A 25162-nucleotide genomic window follows, 5' to 3' on the forward strand; every position below is an offset into this window, starting at 1 on the left:
TTTTTTAAAGCATTAACTGATTATGGTTATTTAACCCACTCACCCCAATTTGTAAACCAGTATGTTTTACCGTTGATCGTTCTTTCTCCGGTATATACGCGGCCAGTGGAACCAGCGTAATACCAGATTCCGTCTACTTTTGCCCAGGCATTCTTTACCAATACTCCATTCGCATCAAATAAATAGTGTGCACCATAATCCATTGACGTAACTCCAGTAGCCATCTCTCCATCACCGTAAAGGAAATAGTTCTTTCCGCCAATGACTTTTAAGCCCTTTACAGGATCACCATTTTCAAAATAATACCATACTTTTTTATTTGCATAATTAACAGTATCGTACCAACCGGTTGTCACATTCCTCAATACACCATCGCTGCCTGCAAATCTGAATTTATCCTGTTCATTCACCCAGAAACATCCAGTAGCCATTTCACCATTGCTATAGAAGTAATACTGCTTTCCTCCAATCGTCTGTAAACCAGTAATCGATTTACTATCCTTATAATAATACCATCTGTCATTGATTTTCTTCCATCCATTCGCGATGCTTTCTCTTTTTCCAGAAGTGTTAATGTAGAAGTACTCCCCTTTTTCGTCATCATAATACATGGTGTCTGCTACCATTTCACCATCATACCAGAAATAATAGGTAACTCCATTAATTACTTTTTTCCGTTCCTGGTTTAAGGAACCATCTTCATTGAAATAATACCATGTTCCATGACTGGTTTTCTTCCATTCTTTCTTTCCAGTCACTGCGCCAAGATAAGTGCCGTCATATTTGATATCGTATAACACACCTTCCTCAACAACAGGATAGGTGGCCATGGTATTATCTAAACGTTCATCAAAATAGTACCACTTTCCTTCGACTTTGAGCCATCCTTCTGCCAGATTTCCCTTAGCATCTGCGTAAATCCAATCACCCCAAGATGTCTTATCCCAGCCTTTTATTACTTTACCTTTATAGTTCATGTAAGAATAATGCTTCCCATCCTGACTTTGAACACGTTGATTTGTTACCATAACTCCTTTGTTCAGATAATATGTACCATTCAGCCAGCCATTATACAGTTGGCCTTTCTCATCCCAATAACACCATGCTCCGTCAACAAGCTGCCAGCCGGATTTTTTCCCAAGTTTTTCAAGAAGTACTCCATTATCTGAGAAAGAATAAAGAAGCCCATCGATATTCTGTAGGCCAACTACCATACATCCGGAAGCATCAAAGTAATATTTATTCAGAAGCCATTGATTAATTAGTATTTTGCCATCCTTATCCGTATAATACCAGTTAAGACCAGCCTGAACCCAGTTATTCTTTACCACTGCACCATTGGAATCTGTTCCGTAATATTCAAATTCTTTATCTTCATTTTCATACCAGACTTTACCTGTCTGCAAAGTACCCTCATAGTCAAAAATATAGGTTTTGTTATTAATATCATATTTTCCGTCTGTATACAGCTTTCCGTTTGCCTGTACATAAACCCATTTACTTCCCAATTTATGCCAGCTATTATCTTTATACACTACACCAGATGAGTCAGCAAGATAAAATACCGTTTTATCCTCATCATAATCCCAGGCTGAAAAGCGTCCTGTCTGCATTACACCGTCATAATCGAAATAATAGGTTTTTCCATTGATTGGGTATAACTGATCGCAAATCACATGATACTCCTTGTCCAGATAATACCATGCACCATCCTGTTCAACCCACATGTTCTCTCGATACACAACGCCGGATGCCTTTGCTAAATAAGAATTCTCAATCCATTCTTCTTTTTCTTCATCATAATAGCCTACCCTGAAAACACCGGTCTGCATTACACCATCATAATCGAAATAATAGGTTTTTCCATTGATTGGGTAAAACTGATCGCAAATCACATGATAATCCTTATCCAGATAATACCATGCACCATCCTGTTCAACCCACATATTATTCTGATATACCGCCCCGGATTTATCTGCTAAATAGTAACCCTCAATCCATTCTTCTTTTTCTTCATCATAATAGCCTACCCTGAAAACACCGGTCTGCATTACACCATCATAATCGAAATAATAGGTTTTTCCTCCGATTTCCTTAAAGCATCCCTGGACAGGTTTTCCATCCTCATAGTAGTACCAATTGCCACTCATTTTCTCCCATCCCTGAAGCCTTGCGTCAGAGATAGTTAATACACCCTCTGCATCAGCTACATAAAGAACACCATCTACATACACTCTGTCATTTGTAACAAGTTTCCCTTCTCTATCAAAATAATACATTACATCTTCTTCAGACAAGATTTTATCTTCATAACGTAAGAAGTTGTCCCCATAATAATACTTTTCTTCCTGATCAGAGTACCATCCACAAATCAGTTTTCCTTCACTGTCAGCTTTTAAATATCCATACTGTTCAGTATCCTCTATATCTACGTAACGTCCATCATCCACCAGAAGGATGCCATCCCAGTCAAAATAGTACCAAACATTCTCGATTTGATAAACTCTGTTTTCAAGCTTTTCGCCATTCACATAATAATAGCGATATCCCGACTCATCCTCATACCATCCATTTTCTGGAATATCCTGAGAAGACTGCACGGTTTTCTGCTCTTCATTCTCTTCAATAACTACTTCTTCATCAGATGTTTCTTCAGAAATTTCTTTCTCCTCTGCCTGCTCTTCCTGAGTGTTCTCCTCGGGTACCGTCACCTCCTCTTTCTTGTCTTCCGGAACAACTTCTTCTACGTTCTCTTCTAGTTGTTCTTCCGACTCATTCTGTTCAGGAATTTCCTCCTCAGCCACTGTGACAACATCTGTGTTTTCAGCTGCCAATACCGGCATTGCAGATGTTGTGCACAATGCCATAATACTCAAAATTGCAATAAGCCGTTTTTTCATTTTCATACCTCCTCATTTTATACTGCAATTGCGTATTAATGTTTTCTTAAGAAAATTATAGCATTGAATTATATATTTGTAAAACATTTATTCTGATATTTCTATCTGAAGTAAACAAAAGGATATCCATCTAAATGGATACCCTTTTACTTTTAGTTTTTATTTATTTTTCAAAAACCATATGACTGTTCTGTGGAGCTGCCGCATCTGCCGACCATACATTTTCATATTGATATTTTTCAAGGAATTGTTCCATCTTTTCATCAAAAAATCCTTTTTGGATCACGATCACTTTCGGCTGCTCTTCCTCTATTTCATTATAATAGGATTCCATAATATCCGGGAGTGCCACACCAATTGGAAATTGATATGAATATCTGGTTGCATGTTCTCTCTCACTAATAATATAGACCAGATCCCAGTTGCCGTATACCGAGATCTTATCCTCCTCCGACGTATGCTTCTGCACCTCCTGACTTATCGCCCTGATTTCTTCCGAAAAATGATCCGTTTTCCGGTCATCATAAATGCGAATAATTCCAGATGCGTTATTTTCCCACTGTCCGACAATCACATTACACAGTAAGAACGCCATAAAACCAAATGACACCAGTTCTCCTGAATTCTCATTACAATACTCAAAAATTTCTGCAACCGGAAATACAACCAACGGAATGAGCACCATCCCATAATGATTATAAACCAATCCCGACATTGCAATCAATCCAAGATTTAACAACAGATTGCAAAGATAAACTCCATGAAAAAATCTATTTCTTTTGACTCCCAAATATATCGTACAAATGAAAGCAAATGTATATACCCACGAATTACCAAACGCAAAAAATGTATTCCACTTTTCGGCAAACAGTGCTTTTCCCCCTTCTGTCGAAACATATATACTATTGAATTTTATATAATCAAACAGAAACTCACTGAACGCCCCACGGACTGCCAACCATATCATAATCGGCAAAAAAAGTAACGCAAATCCAATTGTAAACCAAATTACGAATTGACAAATTCTAATAAAGTTCTTCGTTGCAATACACATTATAAAAACAGCGATACAAAAAACAATCCATACTCCTATCATATTCGCCCGTAACAGGCTGACTCCTGCCAGACAAAAACCACATAGCATAAGACGCATTTTGTTGATTTTCTGGTTTATAAAATAATCCAGGAAAATATAGATACCTATCGAAATGAACGGCAATGCAAACTCCTCTGTTAAATTTCCTCCTTCAAAATAATGGAATAACAGTGAAATCCCTGTAAACTCAGCAATCAGTGCCTGCGCATCGCTGATTTTTGCAATTTTCGCAACCTCGTACAATACCCCAAATGTAATACATAATGATACGAACTCGACAAACCATATTCCGTTGTACGCACTGATATTCTGTCCCAAATAATTCAGAATATATAATAAAGGGCCTTTATGATCAAAGGAATCCCTATATGGCATATATCCCTTCCGCATCATCAAGGCAATCGTCTGAAATACACTGGAATCTGTATTGGCATCTGATTGTATCCACGGATGCAATGGACTATTCAATAGAAAAACAAATGCCATCACTGCTAAAAACAAAGCAATCGTTACTTTCTGAATCCGTGCTTTTTTTTGCCGCCTATTCTCCATACCCTATCCTTCATTTCTTGAAAATCACCATTTTACTTGCCAGATAATTAAAGACAATTACCAGAGCATTTGCACCTAATTTCACTACAACATCGTTAAATGCAAGTTTTTCTACCAGTATAAACATGCACAGCCAATCCATCACTCCCGTTGCAATCCTGCATATAAAAAAAGACAAACACTCTTGGATTATTTCTTTAGTCTCAACTGCCGTACTATGAAAGACCCATTTTCGATTCGTCACATATGCAAAAAGAACTGCAAGCACCCAAGCAATGCCTGTACTGGGCATCACCTGCATCCTGAGCAGATGGGCTACACCCCAATATGCGATCACATTCACTAAAGTTGTACATACACCAAAAAATAGATAAAAAATAACATCTTTATTCTTTTCACATATTCGCTTTATATTCACCCTACTTCATTCCTTTCTTAAGCTCCTTAAAATCCCCAAGAGCTTTCCATCCGATTCTGATAATCTTTGGAATGTCTATAGAATTTGTTCCGCCTTGCCTAGGTTTAAAAGAGATATTCTTAAATAATGATCTTTCCTTGTAATATACGAAATATGTGGTCATCATAATATTGGGGAGATTGTAGTCATACGGCATTCTATATAAATATTTTTTTACTGTATCTGACCTCATGAGCCTGAACGGTGCATTTGCATCCGGAATCCTAACCCCAAAATACAATCTGAGCAACATACAGACCACCATTTCAACTCCCGCACGGATCTTTCCATCTCCCCTGGCATTACGCAGTCCAAAAATGCCGTCATATTCATTACGTAATTCCCAAAAAACGGGGAATTCCTCTGGATTTGTCTGCCCATCAGAATCTGTTTGAAAAATATAGGTTGCTCCTTGTTTTACTGCATAATCATAAAGTGCAATCACTTTAGGCCCGTGCTGTTTCTCCGTATTTGACAGAACCTCCAGTTTTGGGAATTCTGCCATTAGTTGTATCAGCTTATCATGAGTCTTATCGACACTTCCACTGTCTGCAATTACCAGTCTGGAATTCTCGTCCTTCTCTTGCAATAATGGATACCAATGTCTTACCACATTTTCTATATTTTCTTCCTCGTTATACGCTGGCATAACGATAAATAAAGTATCCAAAACAACTATCTCCTTTCACCCTCGCCTAAATTCCTTTTCCAGTTCTTTAAACGTCTTTATCCGCAATCCCTCTATTCAAAAAAGCACTTGGCAGATTGGAACTTGCATCCGGAAAATCTTTTTTCCATGACTCTTGTATCTTCCTATCTCTAATAATATCTGCCTCTCGCAAATGATAAGTCGGAATAATCTTCTTTACAATACGCTTCATATGATCTGTTTCCGCATATGCTGCTTTATATAAGTTTTCCAGATCTTTTAAAAATTCATCTTCATCAAATTCAATTGGTTTACCTATATGAATCAATTCATTTTCTGTGCTTTCCAGGCCTTCTTCGGCCATCAGAAGTTCTTCGTATAACTTTTCTCCCGGGCGAAGACCCGTATATTTTATCTCAATATCTACATCTTCTTTATATCCAGACAAACGGATCAGATTCCTTGCCAAATCTGCTATCTTAACCGGCTGTCCCATATCAAGCACAAAGATTTCTCCCCCTTTTGCACTGGATCCCGCTTGAAGCACCAAAGACACAGCCTCTGGTATCGTCATAAAATAACGAATGATATCCGGGTGTGTTACTGTTACCGGTCCACCCGCTTCTATCTGTTTTTTAAAAAGTGGAATTACACTGCCATTACTTCCCAGTACATTCCCGAACCGTACCGCAACATATTCTGTTTTGGAGCGATTATTAAAGACCTGAATGATCATCTCACACATACGCTTTGATGCACCCATGATATTAGTCGGGTTTACTGCTTTATCAGTCGAAATCAATACAAACTTACTAACACCATATTTATCCGCTGCCAGAGCAACCTTATAGGTTCCGAAAACATTATTCTTTATAGCTTCATTCGGACTGTCCTCCATCAACGGCACATGCTTATGTGCTGCTGCATGATAAACAATATCCGGACGGTACTGTGCAAAAACACTATCTACTTTTCTTCCATTTCGTACCGATCCAATCAATACCACCAAATCAAGATTCGGATACTTTTGTTTTAATTCCTGTTGAATATCATAAGCATTATTCTCATATATATCAAAAATAATTAACTGACGCACTCCGTTTGCTGCAATCTGTCTGCAAAGCTCACTTCCTATACTTCCTCCTCCGCCAGTTACAAGAACAACCTTATCCGAAACATAACGACCAATTTTTTCTGTAGTGATTTTAATCGGATCTCTTCCAAGAAGATCCTCGATTTCAACATTGCGAAGTTTCGATACACTAACTTCCCCATTCACAAGCTGGTAAACTCCCGGTAGAATTTTCAGATCACATTTTGGAACCTGTTGACAGATATCCAGTATTCTTCTTTGTTCTTTTTTTGTCGCACTTGGAATGGCAACAATAATCTCATTAATCGAATACTTTTTTGCATATTCAAGAATTTTATCTCTTCCGCCGACCACTTTCACACCATGAATATAGGTACCATGTTTTCTGGCATCATCATCAATAATACACCAGATTCTGGCATCCAGTTCCGAACTAAATTCTAATTCCTTCATCACCACATTGCAGGCTTCGCCAGCACCAATAATCATGGTATTTCGCATATGTCTGCCATGCACATTGCCCTGATAAAGCAGTCTGATTAAGCGATAAGAAAAACGACTAATGCAGGTAAGCAGAAACAAACTCGTCCCATAAAGAAGGAAATAACTTCTGCAAATAGGTTTATAGGTAAAAAAATATAAAAATACGTTTACAAGAACTGACCCCGCAACTGCTTCTATTATATATATTAGTTCTTTAATACTTGCAAATCTCCACAATGTCTTATAAAGTCTGCAGGCCATAAAAATTGCAATTGTCAAAGCTGTGTTAACAAGTGCCAGACTGGTGACAGATCTCCAGATCGACACCTCTATTTCTTCAAATTTTAAATTAAACCTGATCCATACTGCAAGGAACGAACTCATATTGATAATAATTATATCCAATATTAACAACACTGCTTTTCTAAATTTATACCAATTGCACTTCTTTTTTTCTTCCATATCTTTATCCATCCTTACTCTTTCTAAGTTGTACATTACTTTACCAGATTAATAAGTTCTGTTTCCAACTCTTCTGCACATCTTTTCAAATCGAATCCAGCATCCCTGATTTCTGACATAGTATCTCTTCGCCCGAGCTCTAATTGCTTTTCCATAGCAGCTGACAGTTCTTCCTCTCTTTTGCTGATATCAAAAAACTGACAAAGATTCGTTATTTTTACTTTTTCGGATGCTCTTGCAGTGATTATACACGGTAAACCAGCTGCCTGTGCTTCCATTGCAACAAAAGGAAGACCTTCTAGTAAGGACGGCAATACAAATAAGTCTGCTGCCTGCATCAAATCTGCCACATCATTTCTCTGTCCCAAGAACATAACACTATTTTCAATCCCTAAACTTCTTGTCCTCTCTTTTGCCTGTTCCATCAATTCGCCCTGCCCGGCAAACATGAGTATACTGTCTGGATGCAGTTTATGAAAATGTGCAAAAGCCCCAATTAAATACCCTTGGTTCTTTACGGCTGAAAAAGCTCCTGCATGGAAAATGCATGACCCTTCAATCTTCATTTTTTCCCGGATTTTATTTCTTTTCTCTTCATCATACCGGAATAATTGTGCATCTATTCCATTAGGAATCACTTTTCCAAATTTTTTAAATTGCTTGCCGAACAGCCATTCGCCCGCCTCTTCAGAGCATGCATACATTTTATCCGCGATTTTACCGACCAATGGTCTACTCATATAATGTAGAAAGTAATATCCTGCTTTTACATATGGATTCTTACAATCTTTACCGATTGAATGTGAATGAATTACCACATACTTAAATCCAGCCATTTTTACAAGAACAAACTCAAATGGATTCAGAGTTGTCTTATTCAAGTATATTATCTCATATTCATCAGCAAGCCTTCTCAGTGTTTTAAGTCTGGCAAAAAATTTTCTCGTTGGAGGTATGAGATGTATCGGCCCTATTTTTTTTACTAAGTTCTCATATTTAATTGTTACATTGGAAGACAAAAACCCTACTTGAATCGTATCAAAATGTTTGGAAAAATCTAACTGAAATTTTTGTCCACCTCTTAATTCTGTTGCCAAATATCCCATCAGCACTTTCATAATATACTTGCCCTAATCCTTCTTCCTGAATTTAGAGAATAACTCCTTCAATATTGACATTGTTTTCTCTTAAAATTTTCAAATTTAATTCAAAATCCTTATATTTGCTCCGTCCACATGTCTCCACAAGAATAACTGCATCACATTTTTTGGCCCATTCCATCCCAACTGCAAAACGATTTGCCGGCATTAAATCCAGGATCACAACCTCTGCTTCTTTCACTGAAATTTCTTCTACAGTAATTTCTTCTTCGCTTAAGAATTCTACATTAACTCCATTGGAACGGAAAAACTCAGTCAGCGTCTGCGCACAATGTTGCTTTTTTTCTTTATCATCACCGCTGGTCATTATTCCGATACTCTTCCATTTATGATCTTTCCATGCATTATAAACACTATAAAGGGTTCTCTTTTTTTCTTCATCTGCAATCTGTTTCTTAGTAAGGTAATATTTCCCCATGATTACTCCTCCTACATCTTTCCAAACACTCGTAAGCCATATTCTTCGAAATCACTTTTTCTATTAATTACCGGGCAAAACAGCACCCAGAAAAAGACTATAATACAACTCAGAACGAATCCACCTGCTGCTCCAATGATTCCCAATTTTATTTTATTATATCCTTCTTGTTCATAAACATACCCCTGTTGAACTCCTCCTAAGTGTACGACACGTATATTGCCCATCTCCGTTGCGAAATGAGATACATAAGAATCATATGCATTAATAACTGCATTTGCGAACTCCTGACTCGATGCATTAAGATAAATATTAACTGAATTACCGTCAACTAAAACGGAATGCTTGACTAATGCTGGAATCGTCTCATAAGAGATTTCTTCATCGTCAGCCATTGCAAGTGCTTTTTTAATATTTTCTTCTCCATAATTGTCAATTACATCATCTGTAATAAATTTCATACAAAAATCTGCCCCCAACACAGTATTAAGTGTTGTTGCTGCATTTTTTTCTTCACGATTCTCCTTATCCTCCTCTTGGAACTCCACAAAATATGTTGCCGAGGACAGATATTTGTCTTCCGAAACCTCCAGACTATAATTCATAACAGATGCAAAACATACTCCCAACACAGCACATAATACTGTTGCAACCAGAATCTTAATCTTTTGTCTCCACAATCCTGCAATTGCATCTAAAAACCCAAAATGTTCAAACATATTTTTTCTCCTTTCGCACTAATTCTCGCACATCTTTCTTGCGTGTTCTTTAGATTTAATCGTATATTCATCAGATTTGAGTGAACTAAACGAATAATGCCTTGTTAAAAGTCCCGCCACAAAATAACAGAATATCACAGGCATCCAGAATTTCGGTCGTATTAAGACCTCTAAAAATTCTGTTGCGCCACCCCTCGGCGTAAAATAAAGATTAATCAGACTCATCAGTGCAATCACACTAAGCAGATTTCTCTTCTTCACGATATCAATCAACGCAATCAACAGTATGCCAAGCAAAACACTATACACTATAACTCCTATCCACCCAAAATCCACATATGTTTCCAGAAGATACGAACTTCCCCATCCATTACCATCCAAATATTCCTGACCTCTCGTTACATAAGACATGCAATGAGCAAAAACATGACCTTGTGTTGCTTTGATAACATTATTTCCTGTTCCAAGTGACACAGCGCCAAATAATTTTTGAGCTATCGTTCCATGCAATATATAATCAACGAAATTTCCTATAGAATAAAACGAAAATGCTCTATCAGGCAAGTTAGGAATCGCGGCATGGGCAATATTCAATACATTGAACGAAACACCTTGCTTAAAAAAGAAATCAACAATAAGGGCACCCAGCCCAAGTGTTACTTCTTTTCCAGACCGTGTATAATTCATTGCCCCCAAAAGGAGAATACAAAGTGGTATACATATAACAAGAAGCATTTTTTCTATTTTGCCAATCCACTTTTCTTTATCTCCACTAAAATCCCTGATAAAATAGTACATTAATATAAAAATTGTATTCAGCATCAACTGACTTCTTTTTCCAAATGCAATCAGTGGTATTTCCGAAATCAGGAACAAAGCCAATACGCAAAAAGTAGGTTTCTTTTTTGGCATGGTTGACAAATAAATTGCCATCGCACACGGCATATAACTTGAAAGAAGATACACAATATAATTCATATTCGACTCATAAGTCGTATAAAAGTCAACATAATCCTTTCCTCGCATAAACAAGACCTTGTCCATCTGTATCATCATATAGGATACAAAACTGACCAGATAAAGCACAAGAGATACATTACGCAGTATAATTATATATCTTTCTTTAAACACATTTGGATTTTTCTTTTTTGTCAAACCATTTTTTCTTACCGTTTTTTCTCTGTGTTCTTCCCAGCAAATCGCACCAAACATCATAAACAGCAAACTGATCCCAATGGAACCCAATGAAAAAATCATTTGTCCATCATCAGAATACTGCCAGTTATTTCCTCTCAAAAATCCTATCGTTGGCCTTGAAAGCAAAAACAAAAACATAGTTCCCTGAAAAGCCAAAAACAGGATGCGGCTTTTTATTCTCTCAAAAGAAAAAATGATGTTCTGTATTAAAAGGAAAAGATCACAAAACAGAATCCAATTATAATCATGCATCGTAATTCCAGTTATCAGGCAGAATATAGATAACATGAACGTCGAATATCGAATACATTTCAGCATATTCTATTACCTTTGAATTTTTCCTTTCAAGCTTTCTAACATTTTTAAGATATATTCTTTGAATATAATTAGAGTAATAATAGCTGCAACGACAAATGCCAGAATATTAGCCAAAATATTACCCAAATTGTAAATTGTCCACACAATAATAAACATAATCACTAAGGCCCCCAGGAACTTCCATTCCACACTGAATCCCAAATATTTCTGTAGCATTTTGATTCGGACGACACAGTTTATTGCAAATCCGCAAAACAATGCCGCACTCGCTCCTTCTACTCCCATAACAGGCAGTAAAAGATGAACCATAATCACATTAACAACACTACCTACCACAGTTGTATAAAACAACAGATCATTTTTCTTAATCGCGGTAAAAATATTTCCCAGGAAACTACTTATGGCCGATGCTACTGTTGCAATTAGATATAGCGGAACCATGCTTTTTCCACCGGCATAAGACTCATTTACCATGATCGGATAAATAATATAGACTGCTGGTATTATCATAATCAATCCCATTCCCAAAAACTGAATATAAGAATTAATTGCCTTTGTGTAAAAAGCACTCTGATCTTCCATTCCGCCAGCTTCTTTCGAATAAGAGATTTCCTGCCATGCCATTGTAAAACATGATGTAAAGAGCGTAATAAACGATCCGAAGCGACTCGCAATAGCATACATTCCATTTGCAGCATTACCAAGTACATTCGTAATCGCAACTCGGTTATAGCTAGATAAAAACCAGTATGCAACTGAATTCACACACAGCGGAAGCGAGAAACAGAACATCTGCTTAAAAAGTTTATACTCAAATGCTTTCAGAGATATTAAACGCGGAATCTTAGCACCAATTGAAACAATTCCAATATTTGCAATATATCCTACACAGCTCGAAATAAACAACGCACTGTAGTCCATCTTAAAACCAACTAAAAGCAGAATATTAACGAGAATCGTAGTTAATGAACCAGCGATCCCACCAACTGCATACAATACATTCTTACCTTGAGTTCTAGCAATATAACCACAAAAATATTGCGTATTCGCCAACAAGCCATACAAATAAATTAAAAACATGTAATCAACCCGAAAAATCGCATACACGACAATCATGATCACTGTATACAAAGTAGAAGATAATACAAATATTACCGTTCCACTCGTAATCGGCTTTTTCTGTTCATCACCTACATACTCATAAGTGAAACGCATCACAGCGCTCCATATATCCAAATACACTACAGAACACAAAAAAGTAACATATGCCGTCGCAACATCATAGATTCCCATTCCTTCCGGATCAATATAGGCGGTATAAAGCGGCAACAACAAAAACGTAATCAATTTCGTAAGAACTGTTCCTGCAAAATAAACACCCGATGTTTTAATAAATCTCCATAGCTCTTTCATAATCTATCATTCCTTCCACCAGGATTTACTTAAATGCTTAACAACCCGTTTCTCCTCAGGCGGCAACTGCATATAATCTCCATACATGTTTCTCAAATAACTGTCATAAGCTTTCGGTGCAAAGAACTTATGCCCTTCAAATTCCAACTCAATTAGTTCTTCAGTAATTTCCCGATCTACCATCTGTTCTTTTTTGTACCCTGCCCCAAGTGAGCCTACCATTTTGGATCCCTCAACTGGAAAAGTTCTTGCATTCTTGTCTATCATTTTGACAATATTCTTGCATCCGATTATTCTTCGCAGCTTCCATGTCAGCCATCCAAACAAACTTGCATTTCTAATCTTTTTTGATTCGTCCCACGTATAAAGTGCAGCAATCCGTTGACTCTGTAAAAACATACATTTATCAAGAAACCTATTATATTTTCTTGTTCCTGGATCTGGAAGGCCATCATATGGAAAAACATCAATAAAAAGCCCCATCTCAATCTGTATATCAAAGCTTTCTTCAATACGGGTCCTTTGATCCACCAATTTACCAAAAGAATATGTAAACCCTTTTACATTTTGCGGATTCTGAAATGAATATGGTGAATCATCATAATTCACATACTCCGCAAGTTTGTCATAATCTTTCCTTGGCATCCAGACATCAATATCGTCATCCCATGGAATAAATCCCTTATGACGCACTGCCCCAAGTAGAGTTCCATCTACCATAAAATATTTCAAATTATTCTCCCTGCAAACCTTATCCAGATAAACAAGAATATCTAATAAGATTTGCTGTAATTCTTTTAAATCCTTAATCTCTCTCATCTGCTGCTCCATACATACTTTTATACATCTTATAACTATGATCCGGATCAATCAAAACTGCATCATGACAGGTTACCTGCTTTTCCTTCGGTGGAATCTGCATATAATCTCCAAATGCTATTTTAAGATATGTATCATATCCCATCGGGATAGGCATCTGATATCCTTCAAATTCTTTGTAAACAGCCGAATCAAAGGCTTCTCTTGGATACTCATTTGTCATATATCCCCATCGCACACAAAGTTCTGTAACCTTATCACATTTTTCGATCGGGTATTTTGACATTTGCTTTTCCGCAAATTTCCAGACTTTGGTTCTTGCTTTCCATGATGGGAACAATGCAAGTGCAATTTTACCAATATACTCAAACGCTTTACCTTTGCTTGTTGGTGGTTGCTGAAGACAAAAAACCTGATAGATTAGTCCCCACATAAGCTGTAGGGCTCGTTTCCATCTTGAATCCGGACAGCCGTCCAAAGGTAGGATTTCCAGCCTTATTCCATGTGGAATATCCAGATCTCTCTGATTTTCTTTAATAAAAGTTGTGTCATTATCGACAATTGCCGTTAATTGGGAACGGACAAAATGGTTCTCATCCACACGGCAAAAAGTGTATTTTCCTTCTGGTACTTCTCGTTCCCAAAGAACTTTTAACAACTCATAATCTTTCCTCGGCATAAAAACATCCACATCATCATCCCATGGTATAAATCCCTTATGCCGAAGTGTCCCAATGCAGCATCCTCCACAAAAATAAAACATCAGATTATGCTCGTCACAGAATTTTTTAAAAAACAACAAGATATCTAATGATTTCATCTGTACTTTTCGAAGATCCACCTCAGTATTCTTCTCTTTTTCCATTTCAAGCTCCTATCTGCAACTGTACATTTACATATTCCATTTAAATACCGTCTTAAATGGTGTATTTAAGTCTGTCTGAAACACGCGGTGAATATCATCTATAGAAGATACTTCTTTATCTTCGTAAATAATTTGTTGAAGGCGCTGATTGAATAACGGAGATCTCATCAATTCCATCGCGTTTTCAAAATCTTCCCGCCCCGAACGACTGCTACCAACAAATGTAAGTCCTTTTTCCAGAATATTCCGCGTATTAATTGCCACTTTGTTTTCAGTAACTCCCATAAGAACCACAGTTCCCTGTGGGCTGATATAACGAATAATGTCGTCAATAGCATAGCTGCTGCCATCACCACCGCAACATTCAAAAGCATGATCAACAGACAAATTCTTTGGCAGACTATCTGCCAGATAGGTCGCGTCAGCAAAGGAAAAATATACCAATTTTCTAATATTCTTTCCGATGATCACCAATCTGCTATCTGGGAAGATTTTCTTAACAACATTTGCCACGACAAAGGCAAGACTTCCGTCCCCCCATATTCCTATGCATTCCCGCCCACAGTGTGCAATCACATTCATCCTTGAAGCTGCATGCATCGCAACACTGACAAACTCAGTTACAGCTGCATCTTTTAGTGGAACCCCTTTTGCTGACACCACACGGTCAGCAGGCACGTCCACATATTCCCGTAAGAATCCATCAACTCCACTCGAAAGAAAGCCGGATCCTTTCGCATAATTCTCATAAATATGCTCTTCATGCGGAGCCGGCACATTTGGAATCATAACAACCGGATCCCCCATATTCCATGTCCCCGTCGGGTCATAAACAACCCTGCCAGAGCACTCATGAATTAAAGCCATCGGAAGCTTGCGCTGGAGTACGGCATGATCCCTCTGCCCGAGATAGTATCTCTGATCCGCATGGCAGATTGCCATATACTCAGGCTTAACAATTACCTTATTCTCAAACTTAATATTTTCATACTTTACAGAAAACACCTGTGGACTCACCAATTGATAAACATAATTAATCAATGAGATTTCCTCCTATCATTGCCTGTGCGATTTTATAATCCGGAACTGTGGTAATTTTCAGATTTGATACTTCTCCTCTGACAAGATGCACATCCCCGCCTCTTACAACACCGATTTTACAAGCATCTGTCAGAATACATTTCTCTTCCTCTGTCAATTCACTGTACCATTTCTTTAAGAGGTTGATTTGAAAACTCTGCGGTGTCTGTCCCTGATACATCCATGCACGATTTGGAATCTCCGATATTTTTTCCCCATCCAAAGATGTTACGATAGTATCTGTCGCAGGAATTACAGTATCACATGCTCTATATTTTAGGACATTATCAATATTTTCATTGATAATCCTTGCGGATACAAATGGTCTTACAGAATCATGTGTAATGATATAATGCTCCTCTGATTCCCCATAATCCTTCTCTATCTCATGAATAATATTCATAATCGTAGAATTTCGATCTGATCCGCCTTCCACAACATGAATTCTCTCTTTATTCACTTTGATGTGCTTATAAATCAGATCTCCCATATGTCCGATCCAGTTTGGATGAACTCCTACATAAATCTCATCAAACCGCTCACACATAATAAACTTTTCAAGAGTATGGATGATAATAGGCTTGTCACCGAGTGGCAAAAACTGCTTCGGCATATCCGAAATATTCATTCTGGATCCCACACCACCTGCTAAAATTGCACCAAAAATCATAATTTTTCCTCCTGTTTACCTTTCAAAAAATATTTTCCTCTATACTCTTCATACCCTTTATCCAAATCCATAAATAAAGCTTCATGATGTCCGATCCGTTTTTCAGCTGGAGGTAACTGCATATAATCCCCAAAAGCAATTTTCAGATACGCATCATAGCCTGCCGGTATTGGCATCTCTGTATCTTCAAATGGTTTAAAAACCGCTTTGTCAAAAGCTTCCCTCGGATACCAGTTTTTCATGTATCCCGGTCCGGAACACAGCTCTGTAATTCCCTTGCAGTTTTCAATGCTATACTTTGTCATCTGTTTTTCAGCAAATCGCCATATACAATACCGGATTCTTCTAGAAGGAACAATTGCCAAAGCAATTTTCCCAACCAGTGCAATCTTTTTACCATGATTCTCAGGTACAAGTTGGGCGCAATACAAGGAATAAACCAGTGCCCAGAAACACTGGAATTTTCTTTTTATTTTGCTGTCAGGATAACCATCCAGTGGAATAATGTCCAGTGCCACCCCGTGTGTAATATCCAATTCTTTTTGATACGGTTTAATCAGGGTTGTATTCTTATCCCTGATTGTAATAAACAGATTATGATCCGTATGCGTACTGTCTGACCTTTCTAATACATATTGCAAACATGGGGGATTCTTTTTCCAGATTCTCCACATCCGTTCATAGTCCTTCCTGGGCATAAAAAAATCCAAGTCATCATCCCATGGGATCATTCCCTTATGTCTTACTGTTCCAATGCACCCACCGCCACACAAATAGCATGTCAGTTGATGTTCCTTACAGAATTTCACGAAACATTCTGCCATCTCTATACTTATTTTCTGAAGTTTCTTCAATTCGTCATCATTTAAATTTTTCATATTAATTCTCAATCTTTTCTATGTGTTTTTTATAATGCCAAAACGGAAGTCTAATTAATCCAGCTATACTACCAGTTCCATAGCTGACATGAAGCAGGAAGAATAAAACAGGAAGCACTAATTGCTGAATACATTTTTTTTGTCCTTTAACAGACAAGATTGCCATAATTACTGCCAGACTCCAATAAAGGATCCACATCACTACTGCTAATAACGGGTAATGAAACACTGCCAGCCCGGTAGTCAAAGCAATCCCCATCACAAAAGCTAATGGGACAAAATGAAAAACTGACAAACATTGTGGACATGCTTTTAATGTTAAAACAACCCATTTTCCGTTTCCAAATTTTTGTTTTAACATTTTCTTTAATGTACTTCGCGTAAATTGATAGGATTGAATAGCCGGGTCAAAACAAAGTTTATATCCATTTTTTCTAATTCGATAATGCATCTCATTATCTTCTGTCCTTCCCAATTGTTCATCAAATAATCCTGATTTTACAAACACTTCTCGTCTGTATGCCGCATGAAACATAGAATCAACATATGTTTTTTCTGCTTTACGACGATATTTTGCAATACTGCTTCCAAACATAGAAGATTCTGCCAACAATAATACATTTTGCCAATTTGTAGGTGTTTCTGCAATGTTTGGTCTTGGACCTCCAGAAACATATTCTCCTGTTTTTAGACATTCAATATTCTTTCTAACAAAATCAGCCGGGATGCTTGCGTGCGCATCGACACGAATTATAACCTCCTCCTGCGAATTTCTGATTGCAACATTCCATCCTGCCGCTTGATTCTTTTTCACATTTTCAGTCACAACAACTCGTTTATACCGCAAATTATCTTTTTGAAATTGTTCCATAATCCTTCTTGTTCTGTCCTCTGACATGCTGTCGACCAGAACTATTTCCATTTGTTCAGCAGGATAATCCTGTTGAACAATATCTTTCAGCAATCTTGGCAACGCTTCCTCTTCATTATATGCGATCACGCATAACGAAACAGTCATATGCTTCCTCCCTCTATTTTAAAACAGCTATAACAGTACAAATCAATGTATTTAAATCTCTAAACAAACTGAATTTCTCAATTTCCTGCAAATTATATACCATTTTAGCCGGCATAATCTCCTCAATATAGATCTTGTTAGCATCTTCTGCATTTTCGAGTAGACGTTCCTCATCTTTGTATTCAATGCTTGTCCTTGATGTCACTCCAGCCGGCATAAGCCATGTTGCTTTCATTGCATCGGTATAATGACAAGTATACTTGGGAACTTCCGGCCTTGTTCCAACGAAAGTCATATCTCCTGTCAGTATATTAAACAACTGAGGTAATTCGTCCAATCTGCACTTTCGAAGCAGTCGTCCGGTTCTGGTAATACGTGCATCCCCTTTTGTAGTAACCTGCGTCCCAATCTTATCCGCATTATTGACCATGGTTCTGAATTTCAATATTTTAAATTTCCGACCATATTGAGTGACTCTTACCTGTTTAAAAAGAACCGGTCCTTCCGAATCTATTTTAATCAAAGCACTGATACAAACCAAAATCGGGAACAACACAAGAATCAGTATAATTGACATAACAATATCAAATATTCGCTTCACTCCTAAACTAAATCTTTTTTTTCTTAAAATATTATAGTAATGCCTGACCTTCTCATTTTGCATGCCTATAGGCAATTCTTCCCACTTTCTCATGAATCCAAGTCCTTATATACATTTTTTAAAATTCTCGATTATATATTCAACTTCTTTATTTGTTAATTTTGTATGCAACGGTAGAGTTATCTCATTTTCAAACATTGCATATGCATTTGGATAATCTTCAATCTTAAATCCAAGATTTTTATATGCAGTCAACATTGGGAGTGGTTTATAATGAACGTTTGTCGCTATTCCTGCTTTAGCCATCTTTTCTATAATAAGATTTGTCTCTTCTCTATTTTTACCTTTCACTCTTACTAAATACAAATGGCCACTTGATGAAAAATCCTCTCCATAATGCTTTAATACCGAAACCGGGAGATCACTAAACCCTTTATCATACATTCCAATTATTTCTTTTCTTCGCTGAAGAAGGCCATTATATCTCCTTAATTGTGCCAATCCTAATGCCGCCATTATATCTGTCATATTGCATTTATATAAAGGTGCAACAATATCATACTCCCATGCTCCTAATTTCGTCTTAGCAAGTGCATCTTTTGATTGCCCATGCAGAGAATACAACATCATCTGCCGATATATTTCTTCATCCTCAATACCTTCAATCGGTCTCCACACTAATGCTCCACCTTCTGCTGTTGTTAAATTTTTTACAGCATGAAAGGAGAAGCTGGTAAAATCAGCTTCACTGCCACATCTTTTCCCTTTCCTAGATGCGCCGACTGCATGGGCACTATCTGCTACAATAGCAATCCTTCCTATCTTTTCCTGTACGTTATTTTTAGGAACAAAAATATCTCTCTTTTCTTCAATCACTCTTCGGATCTTTTCATAATTACACATAACTCCTGCAAGATCAACCGGAATAATTGCTTTTGTTTTATCTGTAATCAATTTCGATACCTGTTCATAATCCATTTCATACGAATCCGGCGAAACATCTGCCAAAACAATTTTTGCGCCCACATGCGCAATCACACTGGCCGATGCTGTATAAGTGTACGCCGATGTAATTACCTCATCTCCCGGTCCCACTCCAAGATAACGAAGTGCCATCTCCAAACACGCAGTTGCTGAATTCAAACATACTGCTCTACGTACTCCACAAAAATCCGCAAACTCTTTTTCAAACTGCTTTGTCTTCGGTCCTGTTGTTATCCATCCACTTTTCAGTGTATCCACAACCTCATTAATCTCTTCTTCTGTAATATCTGGTGGTGAAAAAGCTATATGCATGTTTTTCATATTGATTCCTCCCTTGCAGATCTTTTTTTCTAAAACAACCTTTTTCAAATACACTTCTATCTTTAAACTGATTATACTACGTCTTTCTAATTATACACTATACATTCAAAAAAGCAAGCCTTTCATTTTTTTCCGTCCCTCTTACTAATTAATACCGCCTTTTTCGGGAACAAGCCAAACTGTAAAGTTTTTTATCAAAGCCACACAAAATGTACGCAAACAAAACAGCAGATAAAAGCACTAAAATAAAGTAAATTGCGTCATTTTCAACAAAAACAATATTGCTTCTATAAAACCCAATAAAAAGCCCATGAACAATATATAGTTCAAACGATACTTTTCCCAAAAAATCAAATATAGTTGATTGAACTTTTTTCCATGACACTATAAATACCATTAAGATTGCAAAGAGGGCAGATGTTATTAATGATCCCCCTATGTTACCCAAATTAGTTTCCAGCATTCCACATACTTTTTGGGAACAGGCGAATGCAAAAAACAGAACCGACATAGTCAAAATAGGAAATCTGTTCATTATCTGTATTTTCTTTTCTTGTTTTTTGAATACAATTCCAATCCAAAAAGCCAAACAAGAATTGTATCTCCAAACACCATACCCAGCCTTATAGCAAAATAAAATGTAACAAATTGTTCCAAAAAATGTAAAGATAATTTGTTCACGATCTTCTTTAAAAATGTAGAAACAGCCCCAGAATAATATATAAAAATAAAGAATTGTCACAAGATACCACCCATTAATAATTATGGAGTTTGTTGAAAGAATCGCTTCCTTTGAAATTTGTATAGCATATGATAGTCCACTATTCCAACAATAATATAAAAAATATATAATACTTGCTGTAATAGTAGGTATTAGAATTTTCATTACCCTCTTTTGTAGAAATTTTGTAAGATAACCTTCTCCATGTACAATATACTGGCTTGTTAATCCATATCCCGAAACAAAAAAGAATACAGCAACCGCCAGATATCCCATGTTTTGAAACAAGGTCAATATTGATGGTTCCACAATTTTTTGTGATAAGTGATGAAAAATAATGATTAAAGCAAGTATACCTTTTAAGGAATTAGAAGTCTGAAATGGCAACACGCTATCAGAAGCATTCTCTCCTTTTAATGACACAATAGCTATTAGAAACAAAAACAGTATACTGTAATTTATAAAATACATAAAACACACCTTTCTTATAACATCATTTTAATACTTTAAACCATTTTATACTTTATCATTTTACATGTCAGAAATCAATAATAGATAATTTATGATCAATTAATTTCATTATAGCAAACTGCTTTTTAAGGAAGTAACTCTTAATAAATTTCTATCCTCAAAAAGCAGTTTCTGCTGTACTTATTCTATTTCATTTAATATAGCTATCAGATACAGAATCTTCTGCCCATATTTTTCTTGCACTGCCCATCCTAAACCACTGGGATTTTCTTTTTGTCCAAGCCACTCAACAAATGGTGCAGAATTTCTATTTACATATTTAAACCTGACATCAACACATTCATTATTCAACTCTTTTTTTGATGCATACGCTTTTAAATGTTGTACTTGAGCTCTTAAACCAGTTCGTACATCCTCAAATGATTCTCCGCAGACACCATTTCCTGTGGCGCCTAATCCTGCAAAATTGTACTGTTCTATCTTCACATCACCGCCAAATTGAAGCCATCCTGTTTCATGCATGCACTGAGCAAAGACAACTTCCGCTTTAATCCCCTCCATTGTCGCTTCTTCTATCAAGATCTCACAAAAGCTTTCAATAGTTTTCGCTCCACCTTTTGTCATAATTTCTGACGGATATTGAACCTCTTTAGAATTAAAAAGTTGTACCATTTGCGAAACAGTAACCCCAGTTTCTCCTTCTATCCAATACAATTCCGGGGGAAACTCTTTACCATCAATCAGCTTTCCTGAATCATCAAAAAAGTTCCATTCTGTACTAATATAATACCAGCCAATGACCATAGCGCCGTCCGTTTTCAAATAATATTTTTTATTATTCTGAATCAGCCATCCGGTTTGCATCTCGCCTGATTGATTAAGGTAATACCATTCTTCTCCTACGGTTATCCATCCGGTTTCCATAACTCCCGATTCTTTCAGATGATACCATTTTCCATCCATTGATACCCAACCGGTCTCCATGACTCCTGATGATCTTAAATAGTATTTTTTCCCATTTACCACTATCCAACCAGTCTGCATTTCTCCTGAATCATTCAAATAATACCATTTTCCCTCAATTAATATCCAACCAGTCTGTTTTTCACCATCCTCTCCATAATAATACCACTTGCCTTCTTCCAAACTCCATCCCTGAGCATGAATTTCTCTAAGTTCCCCAGTTTTTTCATCAAAATAGTAATCCTCACCATCTATTGTTTGCCAACCAGTTAACATTTTTCCCTGACAGTCAAAATAAAACTGTTTTCCATCGATCTCCTGCCAATCGGTTACCGCTTCTCCTGATAAACTTAAATAGTATCGATTCTCATTCCATTCCAACCAACCAGTCTGCATTTCTCCAGATAAATTGAAATAATACCATTTATCTTCTATCAAAACCCAATTAATCTCCATTACCCCAGATTGATTAAAATAGTACCACTTTTCCTCTAAGGATAACCAACCTATCTCCATGACTCCCGATGGACGCAAATAATACCACTTCCCGTTTTCTAATAACCAACCAGTCTTTTTCTCTCCATCTGCACCATAGTAGTACCATTTTCCATTTTCAAGGCTCCATCCTTGCGCATGAACATCCATAAGTTCACCAGTTTTTTCATCAAAGAAGTATTGTTCGCCATCTATCGTTTGCCAACCCGTGAGCATCTTCGCCTGCAAATCAAAATAGTATTTTTTCCCATCAATAGTTTGCCAGCCTGTTACTGCTGCCCCAGATGAACTCAAATAGTATTTTCCCTTTTTCCATTCCAACCAGCCAGTCTGCATCTGCCCTGATTGATTGAAATAATACCACTTTTCTTCTATCAAAACCCAGTCAATTTGCATTCGCCCTGATTGGCTAAAATAATACCATTTTCCCCCCAATGACAACCAGCCTATCTCCATGACTCCAGAAGACCTAAGATAATACCATTTTCCGTCCAAGGATAACCAACCTATTTCCATGACTCCCGAAGGCCTAAGATAATACCATTTTCCATCCAAGGATAACCAACCAGTTTGCATTTCTCCTGACTCATTCAGATAATACCATTTTCCCGAATCCAACAGCCAACCTATTTCCATACTCCCGTTTTCATCAAAATAATACCAATTATTGTTTATTTTCTGCCACCCAATACGCATGGCACCATCTGTTCCAAGATAATACTTTTTACCATTTAGTTCAAGCCACTCCGTTCGCATTATTGTATCAGTTCCAAAATAATACCATTTTTCATTAATCTTCTTCCATCCTATTGCATATCCATCTTTATTCTTCCATCTCCACTTTCCATTTTCATATATCCATTCACCTTTAGTCAATCCCAGATATTTTGCAATACCGGTTGCATCCGCAACACCAAGCTTTTTCAATCCAGTTTCTGTTTTCAGATAGTTATTCGCATCACTGCTGTTAGACACAAATGCATGTTCCACGATAATTCCCGGAATTCCATTTTTCTTATTATATAACTGTACAGAAAAATAGTCCTCCAGAGAACCATCCGGGTATGTCGCTCCGTCGTTTGCATTTTTACTATAAATTCCTCTATTCATAAGTCCCAGACTCAGTAATTCATTCAAAATCGACTGTGCAAGCTCATTACCGCTTGCCCCCACCTCAGGCTGCCAGTTATTATTCGGAATGATAATTTCAGCACCTTTTGCACTTGAAGGAACTGACGAATTCAAATGAAAACTGACAAAAATCCTGGCTCCCGCCGCTGCCGCTGCGTTAGCTCTCAGCTTAATATCCTCGCCTGAGCTTTTGCTTTTCGGATATGGGCACGCTGCTCCTGTTCTCGTCATAAATACCTTCACGCCATCATATGTTTCCAGTTCTTCTTTGCAATAATTGGCAATTTTTAAAGTTAACTCTTCTTCTTTTAATCCATTTCCCCGAGCACCTGCATGCGTAGAATCATGTCCCGGATCAAGTGCAACAACAATGTCCGAAGTTTCTTCTGATAAAACTTCAGCACTTGCCACACTCCGGGCACTGAATGTTGAAATGGACTGATTTTCTGCTCGCACCGCATTCAGCGCATCTTCTATGCTATTCTGAGATTCAATCTCTCCATTTTCATCAATGGTTATTATTGCTGTTTCAATCTCGCTTTCTTCTTCCTGAGCAGCATTTAATGGCTTCAATTCATCGATGCCGTCATATTCCTGATTAACTCCATACAATGCCTCGATTCCGAATTCGGCTAAGACAAACTCTTTACTTTCTGCTACATTTTCTATGATGACACTCTCTATTTCATATGTACCGGTTTGATCCGTACTTAAATAGTCTTTCTCAAACAGATAAAGATGATCCATAGTTGTCGAAGTATCCCAGATTTCTTCCGTTCCATCTGCATTTCTCACCTGCAGTGAAACACGTTCAATCTCTTCCGAACCGTCTCCCCAGGAAACTACAATTCGCTGAGTCTCCGGTGTTTCAAGATATGGACTCTCAACATAAACATAATTTATTCTTTGCTCTATCGTCTGAATATTTTCCTCTTTTGTTATACTATCATTTAAATCTTCCTTCTCCGACTGAAAGGTTTGTTCCATTTCCTCCCCTTCATTCTGAGACGATTCCTTCGTTCCCTCTTCATCCGTTATAATATTCTCTTCTTTGCTATTATCTGCATATAAATCTTCTTCTCCTGTCCCCTCCAATGAGACTATATTTTCATTAAAAGTACTATTGTCGGCAGCAAAAACCGGAATCGAACTCCCCAATACTGCTACAGTAGTAATTAAAACCAAATATTTCTTCAATCTGTCTTTCATAATTAACCTCTTTCGTTCC

20 protein-coding genes are annotated in these 25162 nt (G+C 37.2%); all 20 read right to left on the reverse strand.

The features are described from left to right. Positions 1–26 precede the first annotated feature (26 nt). Complete coding sequence (locus tag ACTNA4_RS05315; RefSeq protein WP_441028923.1) at positions 27–2900, reverse strand: N-acetylmuramoyl-L-alanine amidase family protein; 2874 nt, start codon at positions 2898–2900, stop codon at positions 27–29. Between the two features lie 163 nt (positions 2901–3063). Further along, the gene (locus tag ACTNA4_RS05320) at positions 3064–4548 is read right to left on the reverse strand and encodes a hypothetical protein (RefSeq protein ID WP_441028925.1); all 1485 of its coding nucleotides are present in this window, start codon (positions 4546–4548) and stop codon (positions 3064–3066) included. A 10-nt stretch (positions 4549–4558) separates the two neighbouring features. Then, the gene (locus ACTNA4_RS05325) at positions 4559–4966 is read right to left on the reverse strand and encodes a GtrA family protein (RefSeq protein WP_441028927.1); all 408 of its coding nucleotides are present in this window, start codon (positions 4964–4966) and stop codon (positions 4559–4561) included. Between the two features lies 1 nt (position 4967). Further along, positions 4968–5675 (reverse strand): glycosyltransferase family 2 protein, encoded by a 708-nt coding sequence (locus ACTNA4_RS05330; RefSeq protein WP_441028929.1) that lies wholly within the window; start codon positions 5673–5675, stop codon positions 4968–4970. A 46-nt stretch (positions 5676–5721) separates the two neighbouring features. Continuing rightward, positions 5722–7692: a polysaccharide biosynthesis protein gene (locus ACTNA4_RS05335; protein WP_441028931.1), complete on the reverse strand. Its 1971-nt coding sequence runs from the start codon at positions 7690–7692 to the stop codon at positions 5722–5724. 35 nt (positions 7693–7727) lie between these two features. Continuing rightward, complete coding sequence (locus tag ACTNA4_RS05340) at positions 7728–8789, reverse strand: glycosyltransferase (protein ID WP_441028933.1); 1062 nt, start codon at positions 8787–8789, stop codon at positions 7728–7730. A gap of 52 nt (positions 8790–8841) precedes the next feature. Then, positions 8842–9270 (reverse strand): hypothetical protein, encoded by a 429-nt coding sequence (locus ACTNA4_RS05345; RefSeq protein WP_441028935.1) that lies wholly within the window; start codon positions 9268–9270, stop codon positions 8842–8844. Between the two features lie 11 nt (positions 9271–9281). Then, positions 9282–9989 (reverse strand): hypothetical protein, encoded by a 708-nt coding sequence (locus tag ACTNA4_RS05350; protein ID WP_441028937.1) that lies wholly within the window; start codon positions 9987–9989, stop codon positions 9282–9284. Between the two features lie 18 nt (positions 9990–10007). Beyond that, entirely contained in the window at positions 10008–11504 is a 1497-nt protein-coding gene (locus ACTNA4_RS05355; RefSeq protein WP_441028939.1) for an O-antigen polysaccharide polymerase Wzy family protein, read from the reverse strand. A gap of 6 nt (positions 11505–11510) precedes the next feature. After that, complete coding sequence (locus tag ACTNA4_RS05360; protein WP_441028941.1) at positions 11511–12917, reverse strand: lipopolysaccharide biosynthesis protein; 1407 nt, start codon at positions 12915–12917, stop codon at positions 11511–11513. 6 nt (positions 12918–12923) lie between these two features. Further along, entirely contained in the window at positions 12924–13736 is an 813-nt protein-coding gene (locus tag ACTNA4_RS05365) for a LicD family protein (protein ID WP_441028943.1), read from the reverse strand. Then, complete coding sequence (locus tag ACTNA4_RS05370) at positions 13723–14601, reverse strand: LicD family protein (protein ID WP_441028945.1); 879 nt, start codon at positions 14599–14601, stop codon at positions 13723–13725. Before ACTNA4_RS05370 ends, ACTNA4_RS05365 begins: the two co-directional genes overlap by 14 nt. 27 nt (positions 14602–14628) lie before the next feature. Then, positions 14629–15642 carry an alcohol dehydrogenase catalytic domain-containing protein gene (locus ACTNA4_RS05375; RefSeq protein ID WP_441028947.1) on the reverse strand — a complete coding sequence of 338 codons (1014 nt, stop codon included), beginning with the start codon at positions 15640–15642 and terminating at the stop codon, positions 14629–14631. Further along, the gene (locus ACTNA4_RS05380; protein ID WP_441028949.1) at positions 15635–16351 is read right to left on the reverse strand and encodes an IspD/TarI family cytidylyltransferase; all 717 of its coding nucleotides are present in this window, start codon (positions 16349–16351) and stop codon (positions 15635–15637) included. The genes ACTNA4_RS05375 and ACTNA4_RS05380 overlap by 8 nt, the downstream gene beginning before the upstream one ends. After that, a complete protein-coding gene (locus ACTNA4_RS05385) occupies positions 16348–17229 on the reverse strand; it encodes a LicD family protein (RefSeq protein ID WP_441028951.1) in 882 nt (293 codons plus the stop codon). Before ACTNA4_RS05385 ends, ACTNA4_RS05380 begins: the two co-directional genes overlap by 4 nt. A 1-nt stretch (position 17230) precedes the next feature. Beyond that, positions 17231–18247, reverse strand: coding sequence for a glycosyltransferase family 2 protein (locus ACTNA4_RS05390; protein ID WP_441028953.1), 1017 nt, complete (start codon positions 18245–18247; stop codon positions 17231–17233). Positions 18248–18260: 13 nt separating this feature from the next. Next, positions 18261–18941, reverse strand: a complete 681-nt coding sequence (locus tag ACTNA4_RS05395) for a sugar transferase (RefSeq protein ID WP_441028955.1) — start codon at positions 18939–18941, stop codon at positions 18261–18263. Between the two features lie 12 nt (positions 18942–18953). Next, positions 18954–20144 (reverse strand): DegT/DnrJ/EryC1/StrS family aminotransferase, encoded by a 1191-nt coding sequence (locus ACTNA4_RS05400; RefSeq protein ID WP_441029036.1) that lies wholly within the window; start codon positions 20142–20144, stop codon positions 18954–18956. 157 nt (positions 20145–20301) lie between these two features. After that, positions 20302–21345 carry an acyltransferase family protein gene (locus ACTNA4_RS05405; RefSeq protein WP_441028957.1) on the reverse strand — a complete coding sequence of 348 codons (1044 nt, stop codon included), beginning with the start codon at positions 21343–21345 and terminating at the stop codon, positions 20302–20304. A 180-nt stretch (positions 21346–21525) separates the two neighbouring features. Next, positions 21526–25143, reverse strand: coding sequence for an N-acetylmuramoyl-L-alanine amidase (locus tag ACTNA4_RS05410; protein ID WP_441028959.1), 3618 nt, complete (start codon positions 25141–25143; stop codon positions 21526–21528). Positions 25144–25162: the final 19 nt, after the last annotated feature.

The sequence above is a fragment of the Bariatricus sp. HCP28S3_A7 genome, from assembly GCF_052066375.1.
Taxonomy (GTDB): domain Bacteria; phylum Bacillota; class Clostridia; order Lachnospirales; family Lachnospiraceae; genus Allocoprococcus.